A 19,105-nucleotide genomic window follows, 5' to 3' on the forward strand; every position below is an offset into this window, starting at 1 on the left:
ATTTTATACCACATAAATTATTGGTTTTCAGTGTGCTGGTTGTTCACAGGGTGCTATATAGCTGTTAAATGCAGATTACTCTTGTGGCAGATTTTTTGAGCAAATCTTATTAAAGTCAAAATATTTTGGCTATTGCTGAATGCTGGCTAACTAATATTTATTTGAATTTCAAGTAAAAGATTATTCCAACTAAACACCAATTCTTATGAACTCGATAACAAAAATCAAAAGCAACTGTATAGTAGCGTGTGAACTATGTATTGAAGCATGTGAGCAATGTATTGAAGCGTGTAGTAACCGCCCTGGAATGCAGGATTGCATCAAGTTCTGCGAAAGATGTATTGATGCTTGTAAAGATTGTATTGCAGCAGCAGAGAGTAGCTCCGAGGATCGGGCGGTAGCAATGCAGCAGTGTGTAGATGCATGTTACAATTGTGCGAAAGAATGTGAGAAGCATGAACACGAAAGTTGCAAAAAATGCGCAGAAGCATGCCGCAACTGTATAGCTGAATGTGAAGCGCTTTTAGCTTAACCAAGACAGGCTGATGAATATTCCATCAGTCTGTCTATAGTTTAATTATTGTAGATTTCATTGTAGTCGTCCATATCCGTTCCTTTATTGAAACGGCGGATGTTGTAGGAAAATGAAAGCATGAAATACCGTTGCATCACATTGTTTTGACCATCCTCTACGAAGGCATCGGTGACATTTCTATACACACTTCTATTTTGGCCGAGTAAATCATAGGCATTGATAGAAATTTCTCCCCGCCGGTTTCCGAACACTTTTTTCCCTATACTCATATTCATTAGAAGAACATTCGCATCAAATCCTTCGGATAGCCCGGAATTCAACTGATGGTTTACATCTAATCTATATACAAAACCTTCCCAAATTATCCAGCTGAGATTTAATCTTGAGCGTTGATTATAGAAGTTGTTATTCAAGTTTGTATTCAGGGTGTTTTCTACATTGTTGTAGGAAAAACGTGTGGAGACATTAAAATCAATCTGATCTGAAATATTGCTGCTAAGCGAAAGTCCTGTACTTAGCCGTGAAGAATTGTTAAAGCTCAATTGCTCATTTACCTGCCCGGGTCTTTTGGTGCTGCTAAATCCTCCGTTGATGTTGAAGTTGGATTTGACAAAGTCAAGCGGGATGCCGTAACTCACCCAAGACCTGAAATCTTTGAAACCATCTAGATTCACAGGCATGTAGAGTTGTGATCCTTTTTCCAAGATAATTCCCCCGGGCAATTCAGTCGCTTCTTCCGCGGTGAACGTGCTATTGGATACAGCATCATTTACCAGTCTATATTGGGCAAAAATGAACCATGATCTATCATTTTCCGGATTGTTACTCCGGAATCTAAGTCTCATTCTATTGGAGTATGATTGATCAAGTGAGGGATTTCCTGTCTTCAACTGGAGTGGATTAGAATTATCTATTACATTTTGAAGTTGGTCTACAGACGGGGCATCCACATCTGTATCATAATCCAATTCGAAGTTTGTGGTAGGGGAAATAGTGTAATCAAGCCTGATAGTAGGGAGAAAGCTTTGAAAACTTCTGTCAATCGTGCCGACAGCAGGAAAAAACTGTTCGTTCTTAAGCGAAGCATCCTGATATTGGATTTCTGCCTGAAACTTTAATTTCTCAAGTGTGTATTGATAGCCCAGCTCTAGTTCCTGTCTCAGATATTTGCTTTCGAATGAATTACTCAGCGCAGTATCCAATGAAAGGTCAGGGTTGCTGATTTCTTCGGTCAAAATATCAAAAGTCAACTGGTCCGAATCATTTAATCGATTGCCTATCTCATATTCTAATTCCATCTGTCCGTTTTTTCCGATAGGTTCTGTATAGGAAATACCGGTTTCCCAATCGAAACCGGATCTGTCCCGGTTGATTTGCTGGTTTATTATTTCCCTGCGTTCATCCGGCTGATAGTAGATGTTGGTAGCGCTGCGAAAAGCTTCATCTTTATTGTCGTGACTTCCTGTGTTTGCACTTAGGGTTAGACTTCTTCCTTCTTTGCCGAATTTGTGGCTGTAAAACAAACGATGAAACATGTCATAATCCTCATTGTCTGCCGTACGGTTGTTTTCTGTTTGGTTTAGGGGGCCGGCATTATTTAGTGTTTCGCCAAAGAAGCCGGAATTTTCCCTTTCGAACTTTGCAGAGAGCCTTGGCCTGTATAGAATCCGATTGTTTTCATTGATATTGTATTCGAATCTCATGTCAAACCGATGATCCTGACTGATTCGTTTTTCTCTACTTTCTTCCGTATATACTTGATCTGATTCTGAGCCCGTTACATATTCTCTGACTAGACTGGACAGGTTGGTGTTTTCACGGTGGCTGTAGAGGTAGCTTCCGCTGATTTTTATTTTGTCTCCCCAATTATCCGAATAGTTTATGCCGAGAATATTCGTGTTTATGATACCGTTTTGTGGACGGTTGTTGCTTTGGGAATTTGCATCACTTGAATAATCCAAGACATTGATATTGTTGCTCAAGCCGGTAAAAGTTATTCGCTGGTCTTCATTGAATGAATTGATGCTTGCTCCCGTCAAATAGCGTTCGTCAGTACCATATCCCACTGTTGCTTTTCCAAACTGTCCCTTTCTTCGGTTTGGTTTGGTAATGATGTTGATGGTTTTCATTCGCTCACCATCATCAAATCCGCTGAGGAGTGCTTTGTCACTTTTTTGATCAAAGATTTCAATGCTCTGAATTACCTCGGCAGGGATATTCTGCAAAGCCGTATTGATATCTCCACCAAAAAAAGGCTCTCCATCCACCAAGATCTGGGTAATCGCTTCTCCCTGGGCCTGCAATGATCCATCTTGAGAAACAACCCCCGGAAGCTTCTGCACTAAGGTCTCGGCACTGGCATCTCTCATGGTTTTGAAAGCATCGGCATTAAATAATGTGGTATCCCCCTTCTGCTCTCCCTGAGCTCTTCTTGCGCTGATGATCACTTCATCCAAAGCTGTTGCTTCCTCCTTAAGACCCAGGACTCCCAAATCCAAATCTTGACTGACATGGATGGTCTTGAACAGGTTCTCATATCCTAAATACTGAATCTTGAGAAGATATTCTCCGTCCTTTATATTGTTGATTTCAAATTCCCCGTCAAAATCAGAAATCATTCCATCCACCTGTACAGAGTCAGGTAGATTTTGGATTAAAACAGTTGCATTTGGAATGGTAATCTCTGTGCCTGCTTGTTTGACTTTTCCTTTTATAGAGTGGGTTTGGGCAGTTAGTTGGGATATGGAGATTAGAAATAAGAGGAGGTAGAGGTAATATTTCATTGTTGTTGGCTAATTGGGTATTCCTTCTATGAAGTTACATCACTGGCTTAATGAAACTCATCATTAAGTAGATCTATGGTCAACCTTGGGACAAAGGAAGTAAGTTGCCGGCAAGTTATTGAGGGATATTGGCTAAGCGGTAAAATGCTGTAGTGAGTAGTTAATAGCATGTGTATGAGAAAGCTTATTCTAGTGTTTAAGCATGACTTGTCATTGAAAGTGGGATTCGATTCCCCGCCACGGCGAGGCAAGCTGCTCAACCAGGTATACTGCCTTAATTTTCACAGAGTTTAAAAACCTAGTGTTATGTGAGGTGTAAAAAGTACCGGATAAACCTGTTAGGGTTTGCTATTAGAACCGTAATAATCTACTTATTTATCAAAAATCGATGGTGTAAATCTGACAGGTTTTGGTTAACACTACTGGGGGAATGAGGGGTGGTTTTGAGAGGTTATGAAAATTATGACAATTAGCGTCATAAAATAATGTTGATTTTTCAGTCATTGTTATGTTTATAAAAACAACATTCATATCTTAGCTAAAGTTAAAAGAACCGGATATGGAAAATCACGAAAAAATCAGCATTACGACAAAGAACTTGGCATCAGGCAATTGCCAGGTTAAATTTTTCATCGAGGACGAGGTAAAACCACAATACGGTTACCTGTTGGTAAATGGTCCCAAGCCTGTCGGAGAAATCATCGACGAAATCAAGCAGCGCATGGAGAGAAGAAAACATGCTTCTTTGAATATGAATCCCTTTTTTCCAGTGCAGCCAATGGCTGAAGATCACAACTTCTACCTGTACTCAGCATGAAACACCTAGCTTCCAACCTCAGATATCTGCGTAAGCAAAAAGGCATTACCCAAACTGAGCTTGCAGATCAACTGGATGTGCAACGTACGATGATTTCAGCCTATGAAGACGGTAGGTCTGAGCCAAAGCTATTGACACTGGGAAAGCTATGTGATGTGTTGGAGGTAGGGATGGAAGAGTTGCTCAACCATGATATCGAAGGCCAAGGCAGAAAGGCAATCCAGAAAAGAGGAGTCAATATCCTTACCATTGCCTGCGATGAAGACGAGAAGGAAAATATCACCTTAGTGGGACAGAAGGCATCTGCAGGTTATCTCAACGGATTTGCAGATACTGAATACATGGAAAGTCTTCCTCAGTTTCAGATTCCCACACTTTCCAAGCAGGCTACTTATCGGGCTTTTGAGCTGGCAGGTGATTCCATGCTTCCTCTGACTTCGGGTACCATCGTGATCGGTGCTTATGTGGATCAGATAAACGATATCAAAAGTGGTAAAACCTACGTGCTCGTAACGGAGACAGAAGGAGTAGTCTACAAGCGTGTTTTCAACTACCTCACCGATAACGGCAAGCTTTTTCTTGTTTCTGATAATGAGCAATACAAGCCCTATGAGGTAAAGGGAGAGGATGTGGTGGAAGTTTGGGAAGCCAAAGCTTTTATCAGTACGGATTTTCCTAATCCGGGCGATAAGAAAAAGCCACTGACATTGGAGGATTTAGGCGAGATGATCTCAGATATTCGTGCGGATCTGAGGACGCTTAAGGGGTAGTTCTCTTTTCAAACCAAAATAGGATTTGATTAAAGCTAAGAAAGGCCACTTCGGCCTGTCCGCTGTGTCGGATCATTCCCGCCTATCGGGGCAGACAGTAAAGCAAAGAAAATATAGCTATCGACATCATTGCGGGATAATCAAATATTTTATTCTTCCATCAAGTTTTCAAAACCGTCTTTGATCTTTCCAACTGCATCAAAGGATGTGTCTATGTTGACTACTCCCTTTCCCAGTTCATGCCAATAGCCGTCTCCACATTCTATATAGGAACCACGTTTGGTTCCGGCAGTTTCTTTGGCAATCTCATAATTGTAATCCGGAGAGAATACCAATTTCAATAGCTGAACTGCGTATTCCCAATTTATAATACGGGATTCATTTTTTGAGGCAAATACAGCTTCACGGGTAGAGAAGTTCATCGTGATCGAGCAATCGACACTTTCTTCATTCGTCACCTGACGGTAATTTACAGTGAGCGGCGCTTCCTTCTTGGAGGTTTCGTAGATCGCCTGAATCACATCCTGAGCCAGCATCTGCCAAGCTTCTTGGTCAGTGGGAACTTTTGCCTGACCAACTTTACCATCTTCTATAGCTGAAAGCGTAAGTCCGCCTTCATCTATATGCCTACCGCTCCACTTCGTTTTTTCGAACTCCATCGAAACCACCTTCTTCCAGACGAAGTCCAGTTTTCCTTTGAAGCTGTAATCATCATTGGGAGTAAATCCTTCATCTATGATTTCCTCTTCGCTCAAATCTTCTCTATCAGTATAATGAATTTCCAGCTCGGCGATTAAATCAGAATTACTCCAATCAAGTGAAAGTCTATATACATGACTATATGGAGGCGGGATAATTCCTGAATCGAATTCAATTACAATTCCATCTGTGTTGTCGTTACTCTTTTTCATCTGCTTATAATTTGCTTTTCCGCGGTCATAACTTGTCCTGTGACCAAGGAAACGGGATATCCGCCTATCGTCGGACAAGGAATCCATGCCTATGGCAGGCAGGTCGCAAGACTGTTAATCATTCTTGTCCCGAAGCAAGTTCGGGACAAGTTGTGTGTCGCTTACGACATGCTCGGTTTCATTGCTGCAAAAGTAGACCTTTTACCTCAAAATTTCTCAGCGCAATTCAATTTCAAAGCGGGTGGCTTTCCCCGGTTTTACTTTTTGACTGCATTTTTCAAATGAAGGAACTCCAAAAACTAAACTGGGATTGTTGGAAAACCCAAAATTATCTAAAGGATATCCGATTCTATTTTTGCGGATTTCTCCGTCCTCATCATGATCATGGAATACTGTAATAGCGTATTTGCCGATAGGCACATCGGTAAGCGTTTGCTTAGCAATGCCGTTTTCTATTGGGATAGTTACCATTTTCCAGGCATCCTCAACTGATTCCGGCCATCCTTTTTCCTGATCAAAAATCAGCACCTGAATCACTCCCTCATCTGAAGAAGTTTCCGAAATAATTATTTCTATAGTTCCGAAATTATTCTGAGAGGAGGAGATGTTCATTAAAAAGAATAAAATTAAAAATACAGGTTTCATCTGTTTATAATTTGATTTTTAACGGTCATATAGCCTGTCCCGATTTTTCATCGGGAGAATCTCGCACTGAAAATAATCATCCCTCTGTGTGTCGCTTGCATCATGCTCGATTTCATAGTAATTCGATTGTTTTGAGTCTGTTTACTTTTCCCGAGCCGGTTCTTGAGAACTCAGGGATTACAAAAATGTTTTTTGGGAGCTCGTATTTACCCAATTCCATTTTTAGCCTGATGGTGAGTATATTTTCATTTACAGCTGAATCTTTAGACTCTATAGCCAGACATAATTTTTCACCCAGTTTCTTATCTTTCATTCCAAAAAAGAAGAATGCGGAATTGGGATAAAAACTGTGGATTAAACGCTCTGTTTTGGCTTCCAACAGCTCGGGATGGAGCTTCACCCCACCGGAGTTGATGACAAAGTCTGCCCTTCCGAGCCAGCGAAATAAATCCTTATCGATCAACTCAACCAGATCATTTGTTTGCACCAATTGATTATTGCTTGATTCTGATTTCACCCAAAGTGCATTTCGTTCATCCAAACCAAATTCTACTCCCGGTAACATGCTGTAGATCAATTCACCTGGTACGATTTTGGCCAGCGCAACATGGGATACTGTCTCAGTCATGCCATAAGTCTGATAAGCCTGAATATCGCTTGCGATGAGTTGGTGCTTTAAACCCGTATTTAATGGAGCTCCACCTATTATCAGGTGTTTAATTTGCTTAAGCTTCACTAATGAAGACTTGTCCTTCAGTGAGGCTTCGACCTGAAGAGGCACCATCGCGACAAAATCAGGAATGGCATTTACTTCCAAAAGAGGGTTTGACTTAGGTTCAACGAACTGAATGGAGCAGTCCCACACCTGCGCGCGCACCAACATCATTTTGCCTGCAATATAGGCAGGATCTAGGCAACACAGTAAAGTACTAGCTCCATCGGTTTTGAAAAACGCCTGAGTTGACTTGGCACTGGCTATCATTTGAGCCCGTGTGATCTCCATTTTTTTTGGAATTCCGGTGGAACCTGAGGTTTGCTGCACAAAGATGTTTTTACCTGAAAGCCATTCGCGACAGAATTGAACAGCGGCTTTCACATAGTCGGGAAAATCATCGGGAGTAGTTTCAAAGTCTTCCTTTGTGATCAATGCGTAGTTGTCGAAAATCAGTTGAAACATGTGCCAAGTCCTTGTTAATGCTTTTGCCTAAGGTAACTATCCTTCCTTCAAAATTCAGGGAAGCCTGTTATCTTGCAAAAGAATTAGATTTTTACCCAAATCGAAAGATATGAACTGGATCACTGCAAAAGAATACGAAGATATTACCTATAAAAAATGTGACGGCGTGGCGAGAATCGCTTTCAATCGTCCTGAAGTCAGGAATGCTTTCCGTCCGAAAACTACAGCTGAACTGTATGATGCATTTTACGATGCACAGGAAGATACCTCCATCGGTGTGGTTTTATTGAGCGGGGAAGGGCCTTCGGCAAAAGACGGAGGTTGGGCATTTTGCTCCGGTGGCGACCAGAAAGCACGAGGCAAGCAAGGCTATGTAGGCGAAGATGGATATCATCGGTTGAATATTTTGGAGGTGCAGCGCCTGATCCGTTTTATGCCTAAGGTAGTGATAGCTGTTGTTCCTGGCTGGGCAGTAGGAGGAGGGCATAGCTTACATGTGGTCTGTGACTTGACTTTGGCGAGTAAGGAGCATGCGATCTTCAAGCAGACCGATGCTGATGTGACCAGCTTTGACGGAGGCTATGGTTCGGCTTATTTGGCCAAAATGGTGGGACAGAAGAAAGCGCGTGAGATATTCTTTCTGGGAAGAAACTATTCAGCACAGGAAGCCTATGAAATGGGAATGGTAAATGCCGTGATCCCCCATGCTGAATTGGAGTCAACGGCTTACGAATGGGCTCAGGAAATCTTAGCCAAGTCACCGACCTCTATTAAGATGCTGAAGTTTGCGATGAATCTTACTGATGATGGAATGGTAGGGCAACAGGTTTTTGCAGGGGAAGCCACCCGATTGGCTTATGGCACTGATGAGGCGATCGAAGGCAGAAATGCATTCCTGGAGAAGCGTAAGCCAAATTTTGGAGCCAATAAGTGGATACCTTAGTGAGACTTTAGTAGCAAGAGGTTAGTATCAAGGACTAAGAGCCAAGAAATTGGAGCCAGGAAGATAGACAATAGAGCCAAGAATTAAGATTTTTGAAAATCTTAATTCTTGGCTTTTCTATGTGGGTTTGAATTTAGGAAATCAATTCACTTACTAGTAAATCCTCGTCTAGATCCTCCCAGTGAATTCCATCTCCATCGCCAATAAATCTCCAGTTATTTAACTCTGTATCGGAGGCATTTCTCAGGGATGGAAACCATTCCAATGGAATACTTATTTCCCGACCATCTTCCATGATAATTTTCATTTTGTTATTTGAAAATGAAAGATCAGAAGCTTGATTAGATTTGAATTTAGTTAAAGTACTCATCCCATTTTTGATCAAATAGTTGAACGTTTAGTTCAATTAAGGTACGGTTTCTGACAATTCAGATGCTGAAAAATTTTTTGATTTGACCAATTGGCTAGGGTTTAAAATGAATTTTGCAGTCTTTCCGGATTTTTCCACATGAATATGTTTAGGCAAATGATCATTGCTATAGAAGAAAAACCTAAAACCTTTTACTCTCAGAACTGTAGGCATTGCTTCACAAGTTAAACAATTCTAAAATTTCTAATAGGTTATATGATCAGAAAATCCCTTCCAAAGTATCTGAAAGGGATTTTCTGTTGTAAGCCAAGGTAGGATCAGATTTCGATTTTTGCTCCAAGCACTTTAAGAAATTCGCGGATCCAAGCCGGGTGACCCGGCCAAGCCGGAGAAGTGACCAGATTGCCATCCACATAGGCATCTGTGGCAGGAATATCCTGATATTCTCCACCTGCGATAGTTACCTCCGGTCCCACGGCAGGGTATGCAGTCAGCTTTCTGCCTTTTACCACTCCGGCGGCGGTTAGAATCTGGATCCCGTGACATACAGCAGCCACCGGTTTATTGGTATCAAAGAAGTGCTTGACGATCTCCAGCAGCTTTTTATTCAATCTCAGGTATTCAGGAGCACGCCCACCTGCAATCGCCAATCCTACATAGTCATCTACATCTATCTGTTCAAAGGAATAGCTTAGCATAAAGTTGTGACCGGGCTTTTCGGTATAGGTGAGATCACCTTCAAAGTCATGAATGGCAGTTTTGATGGTTTCTCCCTTTTTCTTTCCGGGGCATACAGAGTGGACCTCGTAGCCTACCATTTCCAGCATCTGCACAGGAACCATTGTTTCGTAATCTTCCGCAAAATCTCCTGTAAGGAATAATATCTTTTTCATTTTTTTATGATTAGTTGGTTTGAAAAGTGGGTAGAGAATCTACCTGTTTTAGTTAGCCCAATTTAAGAAAATGAAGCTGGAATGAGATTAATCAAGAGTTAAGTTTTGCTAATGTTCCTGTCTTTATCTATGGACATAGCATGGGTGGCGGTTTGGTGGTTATGGCTACCATGAATTGATCAATGATCTGGATCGGGAAGAGATGATGAAATTGATTGTGAGCTGGGTAAAAGATCGTATTTAGATGGGTTAAACCTATGGATTATATTTCTAATAATAACCCATTGATATCCAATTTCCTGGTGTACATCATAATACTTCCGTCAGGATTTAGTGGCCATGCTTCTTTTGGTCTGTCCCAATACAGCTCGACTCCATTTTCATCCGGATCATCTAAGTACAATGCTTCGGAAACTCCATGATCTGCAGCACCGGTCAGTGGATAATTCGCATCTATCAGCCGCTGCAGCAAAACAGCCAGGTCTCTTCGTGTGGGCAGCACGATTGCGGTATGGAAAAGCCCCGCGGTATTCTTTGGTGTGGGCTTTCCTCCTTTGCTTTGCCAAGTGTTTAGTCCGATGTGGTGATGATAACCTCCGGCAGAAATAAAGGCGGCATCCTGCCCATACATAGTAATCAATTCAAAACCCAATAAACCTTGATAGAAGTCCAATGACTTTTGAAGATCTGAAACCTTCAGATGTATATGGCCAATTCGGGTAGCGGCGGGGATGGTGTAGGTATTCATTAATTTGAAGTTTGAGATTTGAAATTAACCGAACCCTTAGCTGATTAGTGCCAAAATGCGTGGAAATTTCAAATCTCAAATAATAAATCTCAAATTCTATATCCCCGGCGCATTTGGGAACATCAAGCTCTTATAATATTCCAATTCACCTTCAGGCTGTTCGATGTCAGCAGGGAAGGGTAGTTTGGAAATACTTTGAAAATACAGCAAACAGGCATTCCTCCACCATTCTGCTTCTTCTTCCTGAATTTCCAAAAGCTGTCGGACATGGTCAAATTCCTCAGGATCTATTTCCGATTCCAAGCTTGCCCAAGTCTGCTGCATTTCCCTTACTTCCTTTACTCCCCGATCATAATGATAAGCTATTCCATCCCAGAGGGTATTTCCATCGGTAAGCTTAAAGTCCCATGGCACGTGATGAAACCATAATAGGTATTTCTCAGGAATCTGATGCGGATCAGACCATTCCTTTGCTATTTCAGGGGCATATTGGTCCAATGCCCCACTTCCGGCACTTGTTCTGTCAAAGCCAATTCCAAGACTATCTGCCTGATGGTAATAAGGTGCAGTCCAATCTGCTCTTCCGCCCATTACCCAAGGTCCTGGGCCATAGTGATGGCTTCTACCCATGATATGATGCAAGCCAAGCGGAGTCATATAGTCCACGGCAGCTTCGTGAGATTTTAGCATTATATCACTGATTTTCGCTATCACTTCTTGTTTTTGACCAAAAGTCAATCTGATCCATTCTTCAGCGATTTGTTCGGATTTCAGGCTTGGATCCCAAGCTTGGCGTCCGAATGCATACCAGTTGGATTGCCCAAACAGATGTCCGGTCCAGTTGCGGTCTGTTCCAATATTGGAGACTCCCGCGATAAGCGTAAGCTTTTGACCACTTTCTTCTCCTTCGAGAATACTTGCCACTGTAGAAGTCGAAGAAGGCCGAAAGGTTTTCGTTTTTAACACTTCCTCCCACATGGGAGCGAGGTAAACCAGCTGAGTGGCTTGCCCAAGGTATTCCTGAGTGATCTGGAACTCCATCCCAACATTTGTCTTGTTGATAGCTCCATATAGGGGGTGAACAGGCTCCCGGGGTTGGAAATCAATAGCGCCATTTTTTGTTTGGATGATCACATTGTCTTTGAATTTCCCATCCAGTGGTTCGAATTCATAATTTGCCTGCTTGTGACGATCCACATCATCTTCATGGGAATAGACGAATGCCCTCCAGATCAATACTCCACCATGAGGTGCCAAAGCATCGGCAAGCATATTTGCCCCTTCTGCATGATTCCTTCCGTATTCATGCGGCCCGGGTTGTCCTTCGGAATTTGCTTTTACCAGAAATCCACCGAAATCAGGAATGAAGGAATAGATCTCATCGGTCTTCTTTTTCCAGAAATCAATCACCTCAGGATCCAGCGGATCGGCAGTCTTCAAGTTGCCAATTTGAATAGGAGCCGAGAAGCGGGCAGTCAAGAAAACCTTGATTCCATAGGGTCTGAAAACATCCGCCAAAGCCTTCGCCTTTTTCATGAAATCAGTGGTCAATATCAGGGCATTTGCGTTCACATTTGTGAGTGAAACTGCATTGATTCCTATAGAAGCATTTGCCCTGGCATAGTCAATGTACCGTGGATCAATGTAACCCGGAAGTCTATGCCAATCCCAAATCGAGAAGCCTGCATAGCCTCTTTCGACTGTCCTATCGAGATTGTCCCAATGGTTTAACATCCTAAGTTTAATTTTCGGACTTTCAGCTAATTCAATAGACTTATCGAAAGTGTTACTTTGTATAGAATTCAGCCAATTATAAACCCCGTAAAGTGCTCCGATAGGTTGGTTTCCCACGATTGTGTAGAATGATTTTCCATCCAGTTCCACCGAGCCCCGCCAATATCCATCATCTCCTAGTGCTTTGATTTCTGCCTGCTGACTCAGTGACAATACCTGAGAAAGTTGCTCCCGGGTTCCAATCCAAAGTTTAGTCTTTTGAAGTCTTTCTTTACTGAAAACAGGAGCTTTGCCAAGCATATTTCCGGAAGCCAGATTCAGCTCATTTTTGATGGCATCGAATGTGGGATTCTCACCGTAAAAGTAAACCCCACCAAATAATGGTTCGACTTGGAATTTCAATTTTGCTTCATTGATGGGCTGATAATCCAGCCAGAGTTTGTAGCCGTCATTGGCAAGTGAAGTCAAGGCGGTACACAGCCACAGTAGGGCTGCGAGATAAATAGGTTTGTACATAGGTTTTGGGTTTGAGCCTAAAAGATCGATAAATCGAAGCAGAATCCAAAGGTTTGATTTTAAAGCAGCTACTTACAGAGGTGTTATTAATCCCGACAATTTTCGTCAAACTTGATTTTCCATTGAGTTTAAACTCCCTGCCTTGCTTATCTTAGTTCGATTACTTTTTACCTATGGATCATAAACCGTTTATTATTTACAAATCCTCCGCAGGCTCGGGTAAGACCTATACGCTGACGCTGGAGTATCTCAAGCTTGCGCTGCAAAGCCCTCATGCATTCAAGCAAATCTTAGCCGTGACCTTTACCAATAAAGCTACACAGGAGATGAAGGAGCGGATATTGGAAGAGCTGAAAAGACTGAGGGGCCAAGTCAGTCCCGAAGACAAGATGGACGGGGAATTGATGCGTTCACTACATGTGGACGAGGCAGGGCTAAAGTTCCTTGCCCGGCAGACACTCACGGCGATTCTTCATGATTACGGAAGATTTTCGGTGAGTACGATTGACAGTTTCTTCCAAAAAGTGGTAAGGGCATTTGCCCGGGAGATTGACTTGAATGCCAAGTTTGATGTGGAATTGGATCAATTGGCAGTGTTGGAGCGCGTGGTAGACCGGGTGGTGATGCTGGTGATGGAAGATGAATTTCTCCATAAATGGCTCGTGGATTATGCCTATGAACAAATCCAGAATGGCAAATCCTGGGATATTAGGCGCAATATTCGAGGCCTTGGTCAGCAGATTTTTCAGGAGGATTTCAAAAAATATTCCCCTGAAATCAAGGAGTTTCTGAAGGATAAGGAAAATATTACTTTACTACAGTCTTTTGTCCGTGAGCGAAAGCAAGAGATTGTCGGTATCGCCAAAGAACTGGGGAAACAGGCGGACTTGATCCGCATTTCGAATGGTCTGGAATGGACGGATTTCGCCGGAGGTTCCAGGTCATTTGCCAGGCTGTTTGAGAAATTGGGTGATAGAAACCAGCCTATTCCTATTCTAACGGATTCGCAGAAGAGTAAAATCGATAATCCTGAAACTTGGTTTGCAAAATCAAGTAAGCAAATCGATGCAATTCTATCTGCTTACGACCAAGGCTTAAACCAAATTTTGCATCAGATTACAGCCTTGGGCTCAAAGTGGAATACGCTGCAGGCAATTGCCAAAAACAGTTACGTCTATGGTGTTTTTAGAAATTTGCTGGACGAACTTACCCTTGTCAAGGATGAGGAAAACATACTTCTGATCTCTGATGCCAATGAATTTCTCAAGGAAATCACCAAGGGAAATGATACGCCTTTTATCTATGAAAAAGTCGGAAATCAGTATAAAAACTATCTGATTGATGAATTTCAGGATACTTCGGGATTTCAATGGGACAGCTTTAAACCACTTCTGGAAAACTCACTTGGGCAAAATCAGACTAACCTGCTCGTAGGAGATGTGAAGCAATCGATCTATCGCTGGCGTGGTGGAGAGATGAAATTATTGCTTTCCCAGGTGGAGGATGAAATAGGCAAGGAACGCATCCAGTTGGAAAATCTGGACAAAAATTTCCGTAGCCTTCCGAATATCATCAATTTCAACAATGCTGTTTTTAAAGCATTGCCTTCAGCGATGGAGCAGGTCTTAAGTGAAAGCTACGCTGTGGAAAATCCGCAGATCCTTTCGCAGGCTTATTCGGATTCCTTTCAGAAAGTTTCTCCAAAGAAGGAAAAGTCAGTTTTTAAGGGAAAAGTCAAATTGGAGTTTATCGATCCAAAAAATGAGGATGAAGAAGGGAATTTCGATGAGGTGGTTTTATCGAAGTTACCCGATTTGGTCATGGAGCTACAGGATCACGGATATGAGCTGGAGGATATCGCTTTTCTGGTGAGGAGAAAGTCAGAAGGGGAGGCTATAGCGGATTGCCTGATGAGTTATGCGGCAGATAATCCCGATTCACAGTATAGTTTTGATGTGCTCTCCGACGAGTCCATGTATCTGAACAAAGCGGCATCAGTGAAGGCCTTGGTTTCAGGCTTCAATTACCTGCACAATCCGTCTGATAAGGTTCAGTACAAAACCATGTGGTATTATTTGGCAGTGTTGATGAACGCACCCGTAGATCATGAACTGTTTGCATTGGATAGAATGCCCGCTTACTTCGAAGAACAAGTCAAAGCTTTCGGAGAAAAGGAAATCCTGATGCTTCAATTGCCTCTGATGGAGGCATTGGAAGAGTTGATCAAAGTGCTAGGCCTGATGGAAATTGGTTTGGAGAGAGCCTATATTTCGGGGTTCAAGGAAGCGGTGTATGACTTTACGGCAACTAATCGGGCTGACCTGAGTGGTTTTCTGGAATGGTGGGAAATCAATCAAACCAAGCGCACAGTCAAAATTCCAGAAGGGCATAACGCCATGAGGATTCTGACAATTCACAAATCTAAAGGGCTGCAGTTTAAGGTGGTCGTGATGCCGTTTCTGAAATGGACGATCTTCGATACCAACAAAGGAAATGTGGTCTGGTCACCATTTGAGGATAGGGAAAAGGGACTTTCCGCTATTATTCCGCTCACGCTTAATGGGAATTTGGCAGATTCAGATTTTAGAGACACTTATGCTGAGGAAGCCACCATGGCTTATTTGGATAGTCTGAATATGTTGTATGTGGCACTCACAAGGGCTGAGGATGTTTTCTTTGGATTTTTGCCCTACAAGGAGAAAATCGGATCACAGAACTCCATGGAGGTCCAGCTTCAGCAATTGATCCAATCTCCACAGTCTTCCGGAACTGACATGAGCTGGATTTCATATTATGACCAAGAGTCAAAAATATTTGAATTTGGAGATTGGCCTGAAAACCGGCTAAAAACAGTGGAGTCTAAAAATTCTCCTGAACTTCGCTGGGCTTATAAAAATTGGTCAGAAGTATTGACACTGAAAAAGTATGCAGCTGACTTTTCATTGGAAGGAATGGAGCAGCGGAAGAAGCAGAAGTTTGGCCTGATCGTGCATGAGATTTTGGAATTATCAGCCGACAAAAATGCGGCTTTGCAGAATTTGCAGACTTTTTATTTTGAAGGGAGATTGAATGAGGAAGAAAAGCAGCTGGTGGAGCGGCAATTGGAGCACCTCTTTACCGATCCGCTTTTTGCTTCATGGTTTGGCGCAAAAGGGATTCTCCTGGCAGAGCAAGGCATTCTTCTTCCGGGAGGAAAGCAGAAGAGACCTGATAGGATTATCCTGAATGAAAGTGAAGCATTGATCGTGGATTTTAAAACAGGCGAAGCACAGATTCGCTACGCCAGTCAGGTAAGAGAATATATGGAACTGGTATCAAGACTATCACAAAAGCCCACCAAAGGTTATTTATGTTATTTGGAAACGGGATTAATCGAGGAGGTTTATGCATAGTTTCTTAAGAAATACCGCCAAAGAAATCCTCGAAAGCGGGGCTGACCTTCAAAAGCTCACCGTGGTGTTGCCGAATAGGCGTGCCGGATTGTTCTTTACCCAGCATTTGGGGAGTTTGATCAGCGAACCGACTTGGATGCCGGAAGTGAAAACGATCGAGGAAATCTTTTATGAGTTGGCAGGAAATAGACCCGCGGATGAGCTGACTTTAATTTTTGAGCTGTATCGCGTGTACCGGGAGTTGAATCCTGAAGCCGAGACTTTTGACCGGTTTTATTTCTGGGGGGAGATGATTCTCAAAGATTTCAATGATGTGGATCAGTTTATGGCAAATGCGGATAAACTCTACCATCACTTGTCTGAGATCAAGGAGTTGGAGTCGGATTTGAGTTTTCTGAACGAAAGTCAAGTTGCGTTGATCAAGCAATTTTGGTCTTCATTTATCCGTCAGGATAGAGATCATCAGGAGAAATTTTTGAAGTTCTGGCAATTGCTAAGTCCACTTTATACAAGTTTTCAAGGGTCTTTGGCGATATCTGGTTTGGCTTATTCCGGGATGCTCTACAGAAAAGTAGCAGAATCGCTGCATACTATTCCCCGTCCTGAAAAAGTACATCATTTTATAGGTTTCAATGCGTTTACAGGCGCGGAGGAGGCATTGATCAAACATTACCTTATCGCATTTGATGCAAAGATTTATTGGGATGTGGATGCATATTATTTGGAAGATAAGGTACAGGAAGCGGGCATGTTTTTCCGTGATTATCAGAAAGACAAGGTTTTCGGACCCACTTTCCCTGAGCGGATTCCAACACAGATTGAGGATCGAAAGGCAAGTATTAAAACCTATGCGACTCCTTTAAAGACCAATCAGGCAAATTTGGTAGGGTCAATTTTGGAAAAAATCCCTGCCGGTGAGTCTTGGGAAGAGACTGTGGTGATCTTGCCGGATGAGCAGATGCTTTTTCCTGTTCTTCACACGCTGCCCGAGCAAGTGGGTAAGGTAAATGTGACCATGGGATATCCTGTGAAAAATGCACCTGTTTATTCTTTTTTGGAAGCAGTGCTGGAAATGCAGCGGTATATCAAAGAAGAGGATGGAAAGTTGCTTTTCTATCATACGGCTGTAAAAAACCTGCTGAGCTCGATATACCTGAAAAGTGCGAATCCGGGCTTTGCGGAGAAGTTGGTGGAAGAAATGCAGCTCTTGAACCAGATTCATGTTACTGCGGAAAAGCTTCATATGGGAGGATTCTTATATCAGTTGATTTTCCGGAAACTTGAAAACGATTCACTTTTCAGTTACCTGTCCAATCTGATGGAAGCTCTGGCTGAGCGGTTGGTGGACGAGCCTTTGCAGCGTTCCTATCTTTATCAATGTTTCAAGCAGTTGACACGATTACGGGAGATTTTTGCCGGTCAGGATATTCTCACCATCAACAGAGAGTTTTTTATCCGGCTATTTCGGCAGGTTTTCCGGGAGGTCAAATTGCCTTTTGAGGGAGAACCCCTCCAGGGCTTGCAAATCATGGGGGTACTGGAATCCCGAAATCTTGATTTTAAGCGGGTGATCATTTGCACTATGAATGAGGATAGTTTTCCGCCTTCCGCAGGGTTGAATTCCATGATTCCATTTAACATACGTAAAGCGTTTGGATTGCCTGTGCAGGAGCAGAATGACTCGATTTACGCCTACACATTTTATAGATTATTGCACAGTGCGGAGGAAGTACATATGATCTATACGACCGCATCTGATCAGGGAAAGGCCGGCGAAAGGAGCCGATATATTCAGCAAATGTCCGTAGAGCTGGGAAGAACTATGGATGAAGAGGTGGTTTATATTCCAATTGACCAAAAATCTCCTAAAGCGATTACGATAGAGAAAGACGCTGAAGTGATTCGCCTACTTGATAAGTACCTGATCGATGAGAATGGTGTTTCCCAAACTTCCTTTTCACCTTCTGCACTGAGTGTATTTCTGGATTGTAGGTTGAAGTTTTACCTTCAGTACCTAGCAAATATCCGGGAAAAGGAGGAGGTAAGTGAGGAAATTGATGCGGCGGTTTTTGGTAATCTCGCTCACCTGAGCATGGAGATATTGTATCAGGATTTTGCGAAGCGAAAGAATAGAACTTTGCTGGAAAAGTCAGATTTCGGGGAATTGGGGAAATTGTGGGTATTTCCTGCCATTGAAAAAGCAATCCGGAATTTTTATCATTTGGAAGACGAAGCAGATACTAAGCTCAATGGTCAGATGGCTATTGCCCGGGATGTGCTTCAGAAATACCTGCATCAAATTTTAAAAATAGATGAGGCTTCAGCTCCCTTTACCTTGATTTCTTTGGAGAAGGAGAAAGTGTATAAAGCAGGTTTAAGGATCATTACTTCTTCGGGTGAGCAAACAGTTTCCTTAAAGGGGATTATCGACCGTGTGGATGAGCACAATGGTTCGGTGAGACTGATAGATTATAAATCGGGGCAGGACAACAAAACCTTTCCTGATGTTACATCGCTTTTTGACAGAGAGAATAAAAGCCGAAACAAAGCTGCTATGCAGACGATGTTTTATGGCTTAATCTACCAGGCTACTAACCCGGGGAATACATTGCCTCTTAAACCTGCAATTTTTAATCTCAGGGAAATGTTTGGAGATGATTTTAACCCTTACCTGCAGCAGAAATTGCCCAGAAAAGAGGGATCTGAAGTAAATGACTACAGGCAGTTTGAAGAAGAATACAGCACTGGGTTGAAAGTACTGCTGGAGGATATTTACAATCCTGAAATCCCTTTTGACCAGACGGAAGATTTGAAGAAATGCGGTTATTGTGCCTACAAAGAGATCTGTGGAAGGTAGCTTTAGCTCCTTCT

The 19,105-nt window shown here is 42.4% G+C and carries 14 protein-coding genes; 5 read left to right on the top strand and 9 right to left on the bottom strand.

Annotation, left to right across the window (positions count from 1 at the left end; all coding sequences use genetic code 11):
- Positions 1-573 precede the first annotated feature (573 nt).
- Positions 574-3,318 (bottom strand): outer membrane beta-barrel protein, encoded by a 2,745-nt coding sequence (locus ID165_RS05235; RefSeq protein WP_192349325.1) that lies wholly within the window; start codon positions 3,316-3,318, stop codon positions 574-576.
- Positions 3,319-3,877: 559 nt separating this feature from the next.
- Here ID165_RS05235 and ID165_RS05240 point away from each other — a divergent pair.
- Both ID165_RS05240 and ID165_RS05245 read left to right on the top strand, forming a co-directional pair.
- Positions 3,878-4,135 (top strand): hypothetical protein, encoded by a 258-nt coding sequence (locus tag ID165_RS05240; protein ID WP_192349326.1) that lies wholly within the window; start codon positions 3,878-3,880, stop codon positions 4,133-4,135.
- Complete coding sequence (locus ID165_RS05245; RefSeq protein WP_192349327.1) at positions 4,132-4,905, top strand: LexA family transcriptional regulator; 774 nt, start codon at positions 4,132-4,134, stop codon at positions 4,903-4,905. Before ID165_RS05240 ends, ID165_RS05245 begins: the two co-directional genes overlap by 4 nt.
- A gap of 149 nt (positions 4,906-5,054) precedes the next feature.
- Here ID165_RS05245 and ID165_RS05250 read toward each other — a convergent pair whose 3' ends face one another.
- The 3 genes from ID165_RS05250 to ID165_RS05260 all read right to left on the bottom strand — a co-directional run bounded on the left by ID165_RS05250 (position 5,055) and on the right by ID165_RS05260 (position 7,638).
- Positions 5,055-5,816: a hypothetical protein gene (locus ID165_RS05250; RefSeq protein WP_192349328.1), complete on the bottom strand. Its 762-nt coding sequence runs from the start codon at positions 5,814-5,816 to the stop codon at positions 5,055-5,057.
- 216 nt (positions 5,817-6,032) lie between these two features.
- Complete coding sequence (locus ID165_RS05255; protein WP_192349329.1) at positions 6,033-6,461, bottom strand: DUF2141 domain-containing protein; 429 nt, start codon at positions 6,459-6,461, stop codon at positions 6,033-6,035.
- Between the two features lie 112 nt (positions 6,462-6,573).
- On the bottom strand, positions 6,574-7,638 hold the full coding sequence (locus ID165_RS05260) for an AMP-binding protein (protein ID WP_192349330.1): 1,065 nt from the start codon (positions 7,636-7,638) through the stop codon (positions 6,574-6,576).
- 109 nt (positions 7,639-7,747) lie between these two features.
- On the opposite strand from ID165_RS05260, the gene ID165_RS05265 reads away from it, so the two are divergent.
- A complete protein-coding gene (locus tag ID165_RS05265; protein WP_192349331.1) occupies positions 7,748-8,581 on the top strand; it encodes a 1,4-dihydroxy-2-naphthoyl-CoA synthase in 834 nt (277 codons plus the stop codon).
- A 133-nt stretch (positions 8,582-8,714) separates the two neighbouring features.
- On the opposite strand, the gene ID165_RS05270 is transcribed toward ID165_RS05265, so the two are convergent.
- The 5 genes from ID165_RS05270 to ID165_RS05290 form a co-directional block, all read right to left on the bottom strand.
- Entirely contained in the window at positions 8,715-8,951 is a 237-nt protein-coding gene (locus ID165_RS05270; RefSeq protein ID WP_192349332.1) for a DUF2442 domain-containing protein, read from the bottom strand.
- 36 nt (positions 8,952-8,987) lie between these two features.
- The gene (locus ID165_RS05275) at positions 8,988-9,164 is read right to left on the bottom strand and encodes a DUF4160 domain-containing protein (protein ID WP_225586994.1); all 177 of its coding nucleotides are present in this window, start codon (positions 9,162-9,164) and stop codon (positions 8,988-8,990) included.
- 104 nt (positions 9,165-9,268) lie between these two features.
- Entirely contained in the window at positions 9,269-9,844 is a 576-nt protein-coding gene (locus ID165_RS05280; protein ID WP_192349333.1) for a DJ-1/PfpI family protein, read from the bottom strand.
- 262 nt (positions 9,845-10,106) lie between these two features.
- A complete protein-coding gene (locus tag ID165_RS05285) occupies positions 10,107-10,592 on the bottom strand; it encodes a VOC family protein (RefSeq protein ID WP_192349334.1) in 486 nt (161 codons plus the stop codon).
- 96 nt (positions 10,593-10,688) lie between these two features.
- Positions 10,689-12,842, bottom strand: a complete 2,154-nt coding sequence (locus ID165_RS05290; protein ID WP_192349335.1) for an alpha-glucuronidase family glycosyl hydrolase — start codon at positions 12,840-12,842, stop codon at positions 10,689-10,691.
- 173 nt (positions 12,843-13,015) lie between these two features.
- Here ID165_RS05290 and ID165_RS05295 point away from each other — a divergent pair, with 173 nt between their 5' ends.
- Together ID165_RS05295 and ID165_RS05300 are read left to right on the top strand one after the other, a co-directional pair.
- Positions 13,016-16,234, top strand: coding sequence for an exodeoxyribonuclease V subunit beta (locus tag ID165_RS05295; RefSeq protein WP_192349336.1), 3,219 nt, complete (start codon positions 13,016-13,018; stop codon positions 16,232-16,234).
- Entirely contained in the window at positions 16,227-19,091 is a 2,865-nt protein-coding gene (locus ID165_RS05300; protein WP_192349337.1) for a PD-(D/E)XK nuclease family protein, read from the top strand. Before ID165_RS05295 ends, ID165_RS05300 begins: the two co-directional genes overlap by 8 nt.
- The last annotated feature ends 14 nt before the right edge of the window (positions 19,092-19,105 follow it).

Source organism: Algoriphagus sp. Y33 (genome assembly GCF_014838715.1).
Taxonomy (GTDB): Bacteria; Bacteroidota; Bacteroidia; order Cytophagales; family Cyclobacteriaceae; genus Algoriphagus.

Bases quoted from the DNA above. Each gene is read 5' to 3' on its own strand.
- ID165_RS05235 (WP_192349325.1), bottom strand. From the start codon at position 3,318: ATGAAATATTACCTCTACCTCCTCTTATTTCTAATCTCCATATCCCAA.
- ID165_RS05240 (WP_192349326.1), top strand. From the start codon at position 3,878: ATGGAAAATCACGAAAAAATCAGCATTACGACAAAGAACTTGGCATCA.
- ID165_RS05245 (WP_192349327.1), top strand. From the start codon at position 4,132: ATGAAACACCTAGCTTCCAACCTCAGATATCTGCGTAAGCAAAAAGGC.
- ID165_RS05250 (WP_192349328.1), bottom strand. From the start codon at position 5,816: ATGAAAAAGAGTAACGACAACACAGATGGAATTGTAATTGAATTCGAT.
- ID165_RS05255 (WP_192349329.1), bottom strand. From the start codon at position 6,461: ATGAAACCTGTATTTTTAATTTTATTCTTTTTAATGAACATCTCCTCC.
- ID165_RS05260 (WP_192349330.1), bottom strand. From the start codon at position 7,638: ATGTTTCAACTGATTTTCGACAACTACGCATTGATCACAAAGGAAGAC.
- ID165_RS05265 (WP_192349331.1), top strand. From the start codon at position 7,748: ATGAACTGGATCACTGCAAAAGAATACGAAGATATTACCTATAAAAAA.
- ID165_RS05270 (WP_192349332.1), bottom strand. From the start codon at position 8,951: ATGAGTACTTTAACTAAATTCAAATCTAATCAAGCTTCTGATCTTTCA.
- ID165_RS05275 (WP_225586994.1), bottom strand. From the start codon at position 9,164: ATGCCTACAGTTCTGAGAGTAAAAGGTTTTAGGTTTTTCTTCTATAGC.
- ID165_RS05280 (WP_192349333.1), bottom strand. From the start codon at position 9,844: ATGAAAAAGATATTATTCCTTACAGGAGATTTTGCGGAAGATTACGAA.
- ID165_RS05285 (WP_192349334.1), bottom strand. From the start codon at position 10,592: ATGAATACCTACACCATCCCCGCCGCTACCCGAATTGGCCATATACAT.
- ID165_RS05290 (WP_192349335.1), bottom strand. From the start codon at position 12,842: ATGTACAAACCTATTTATCTCGCAGCCCTACTGTGGCTGTGTACCGCC.
- ID165_RS05295 (WP_192349336.1), top strand. From the start codon at position 13,016: ATGGATCATAAACCGTTTATTATTTACAAATCCTCCGCAGGCTCGGGT.
- ID165_RS05300 (WP_192349337.1), top strand. From the start codon at position 16,227: ATGCATAGTTTCTTAAGAAATACCGCCAAAGAAATCCTCGAAAGCGGG.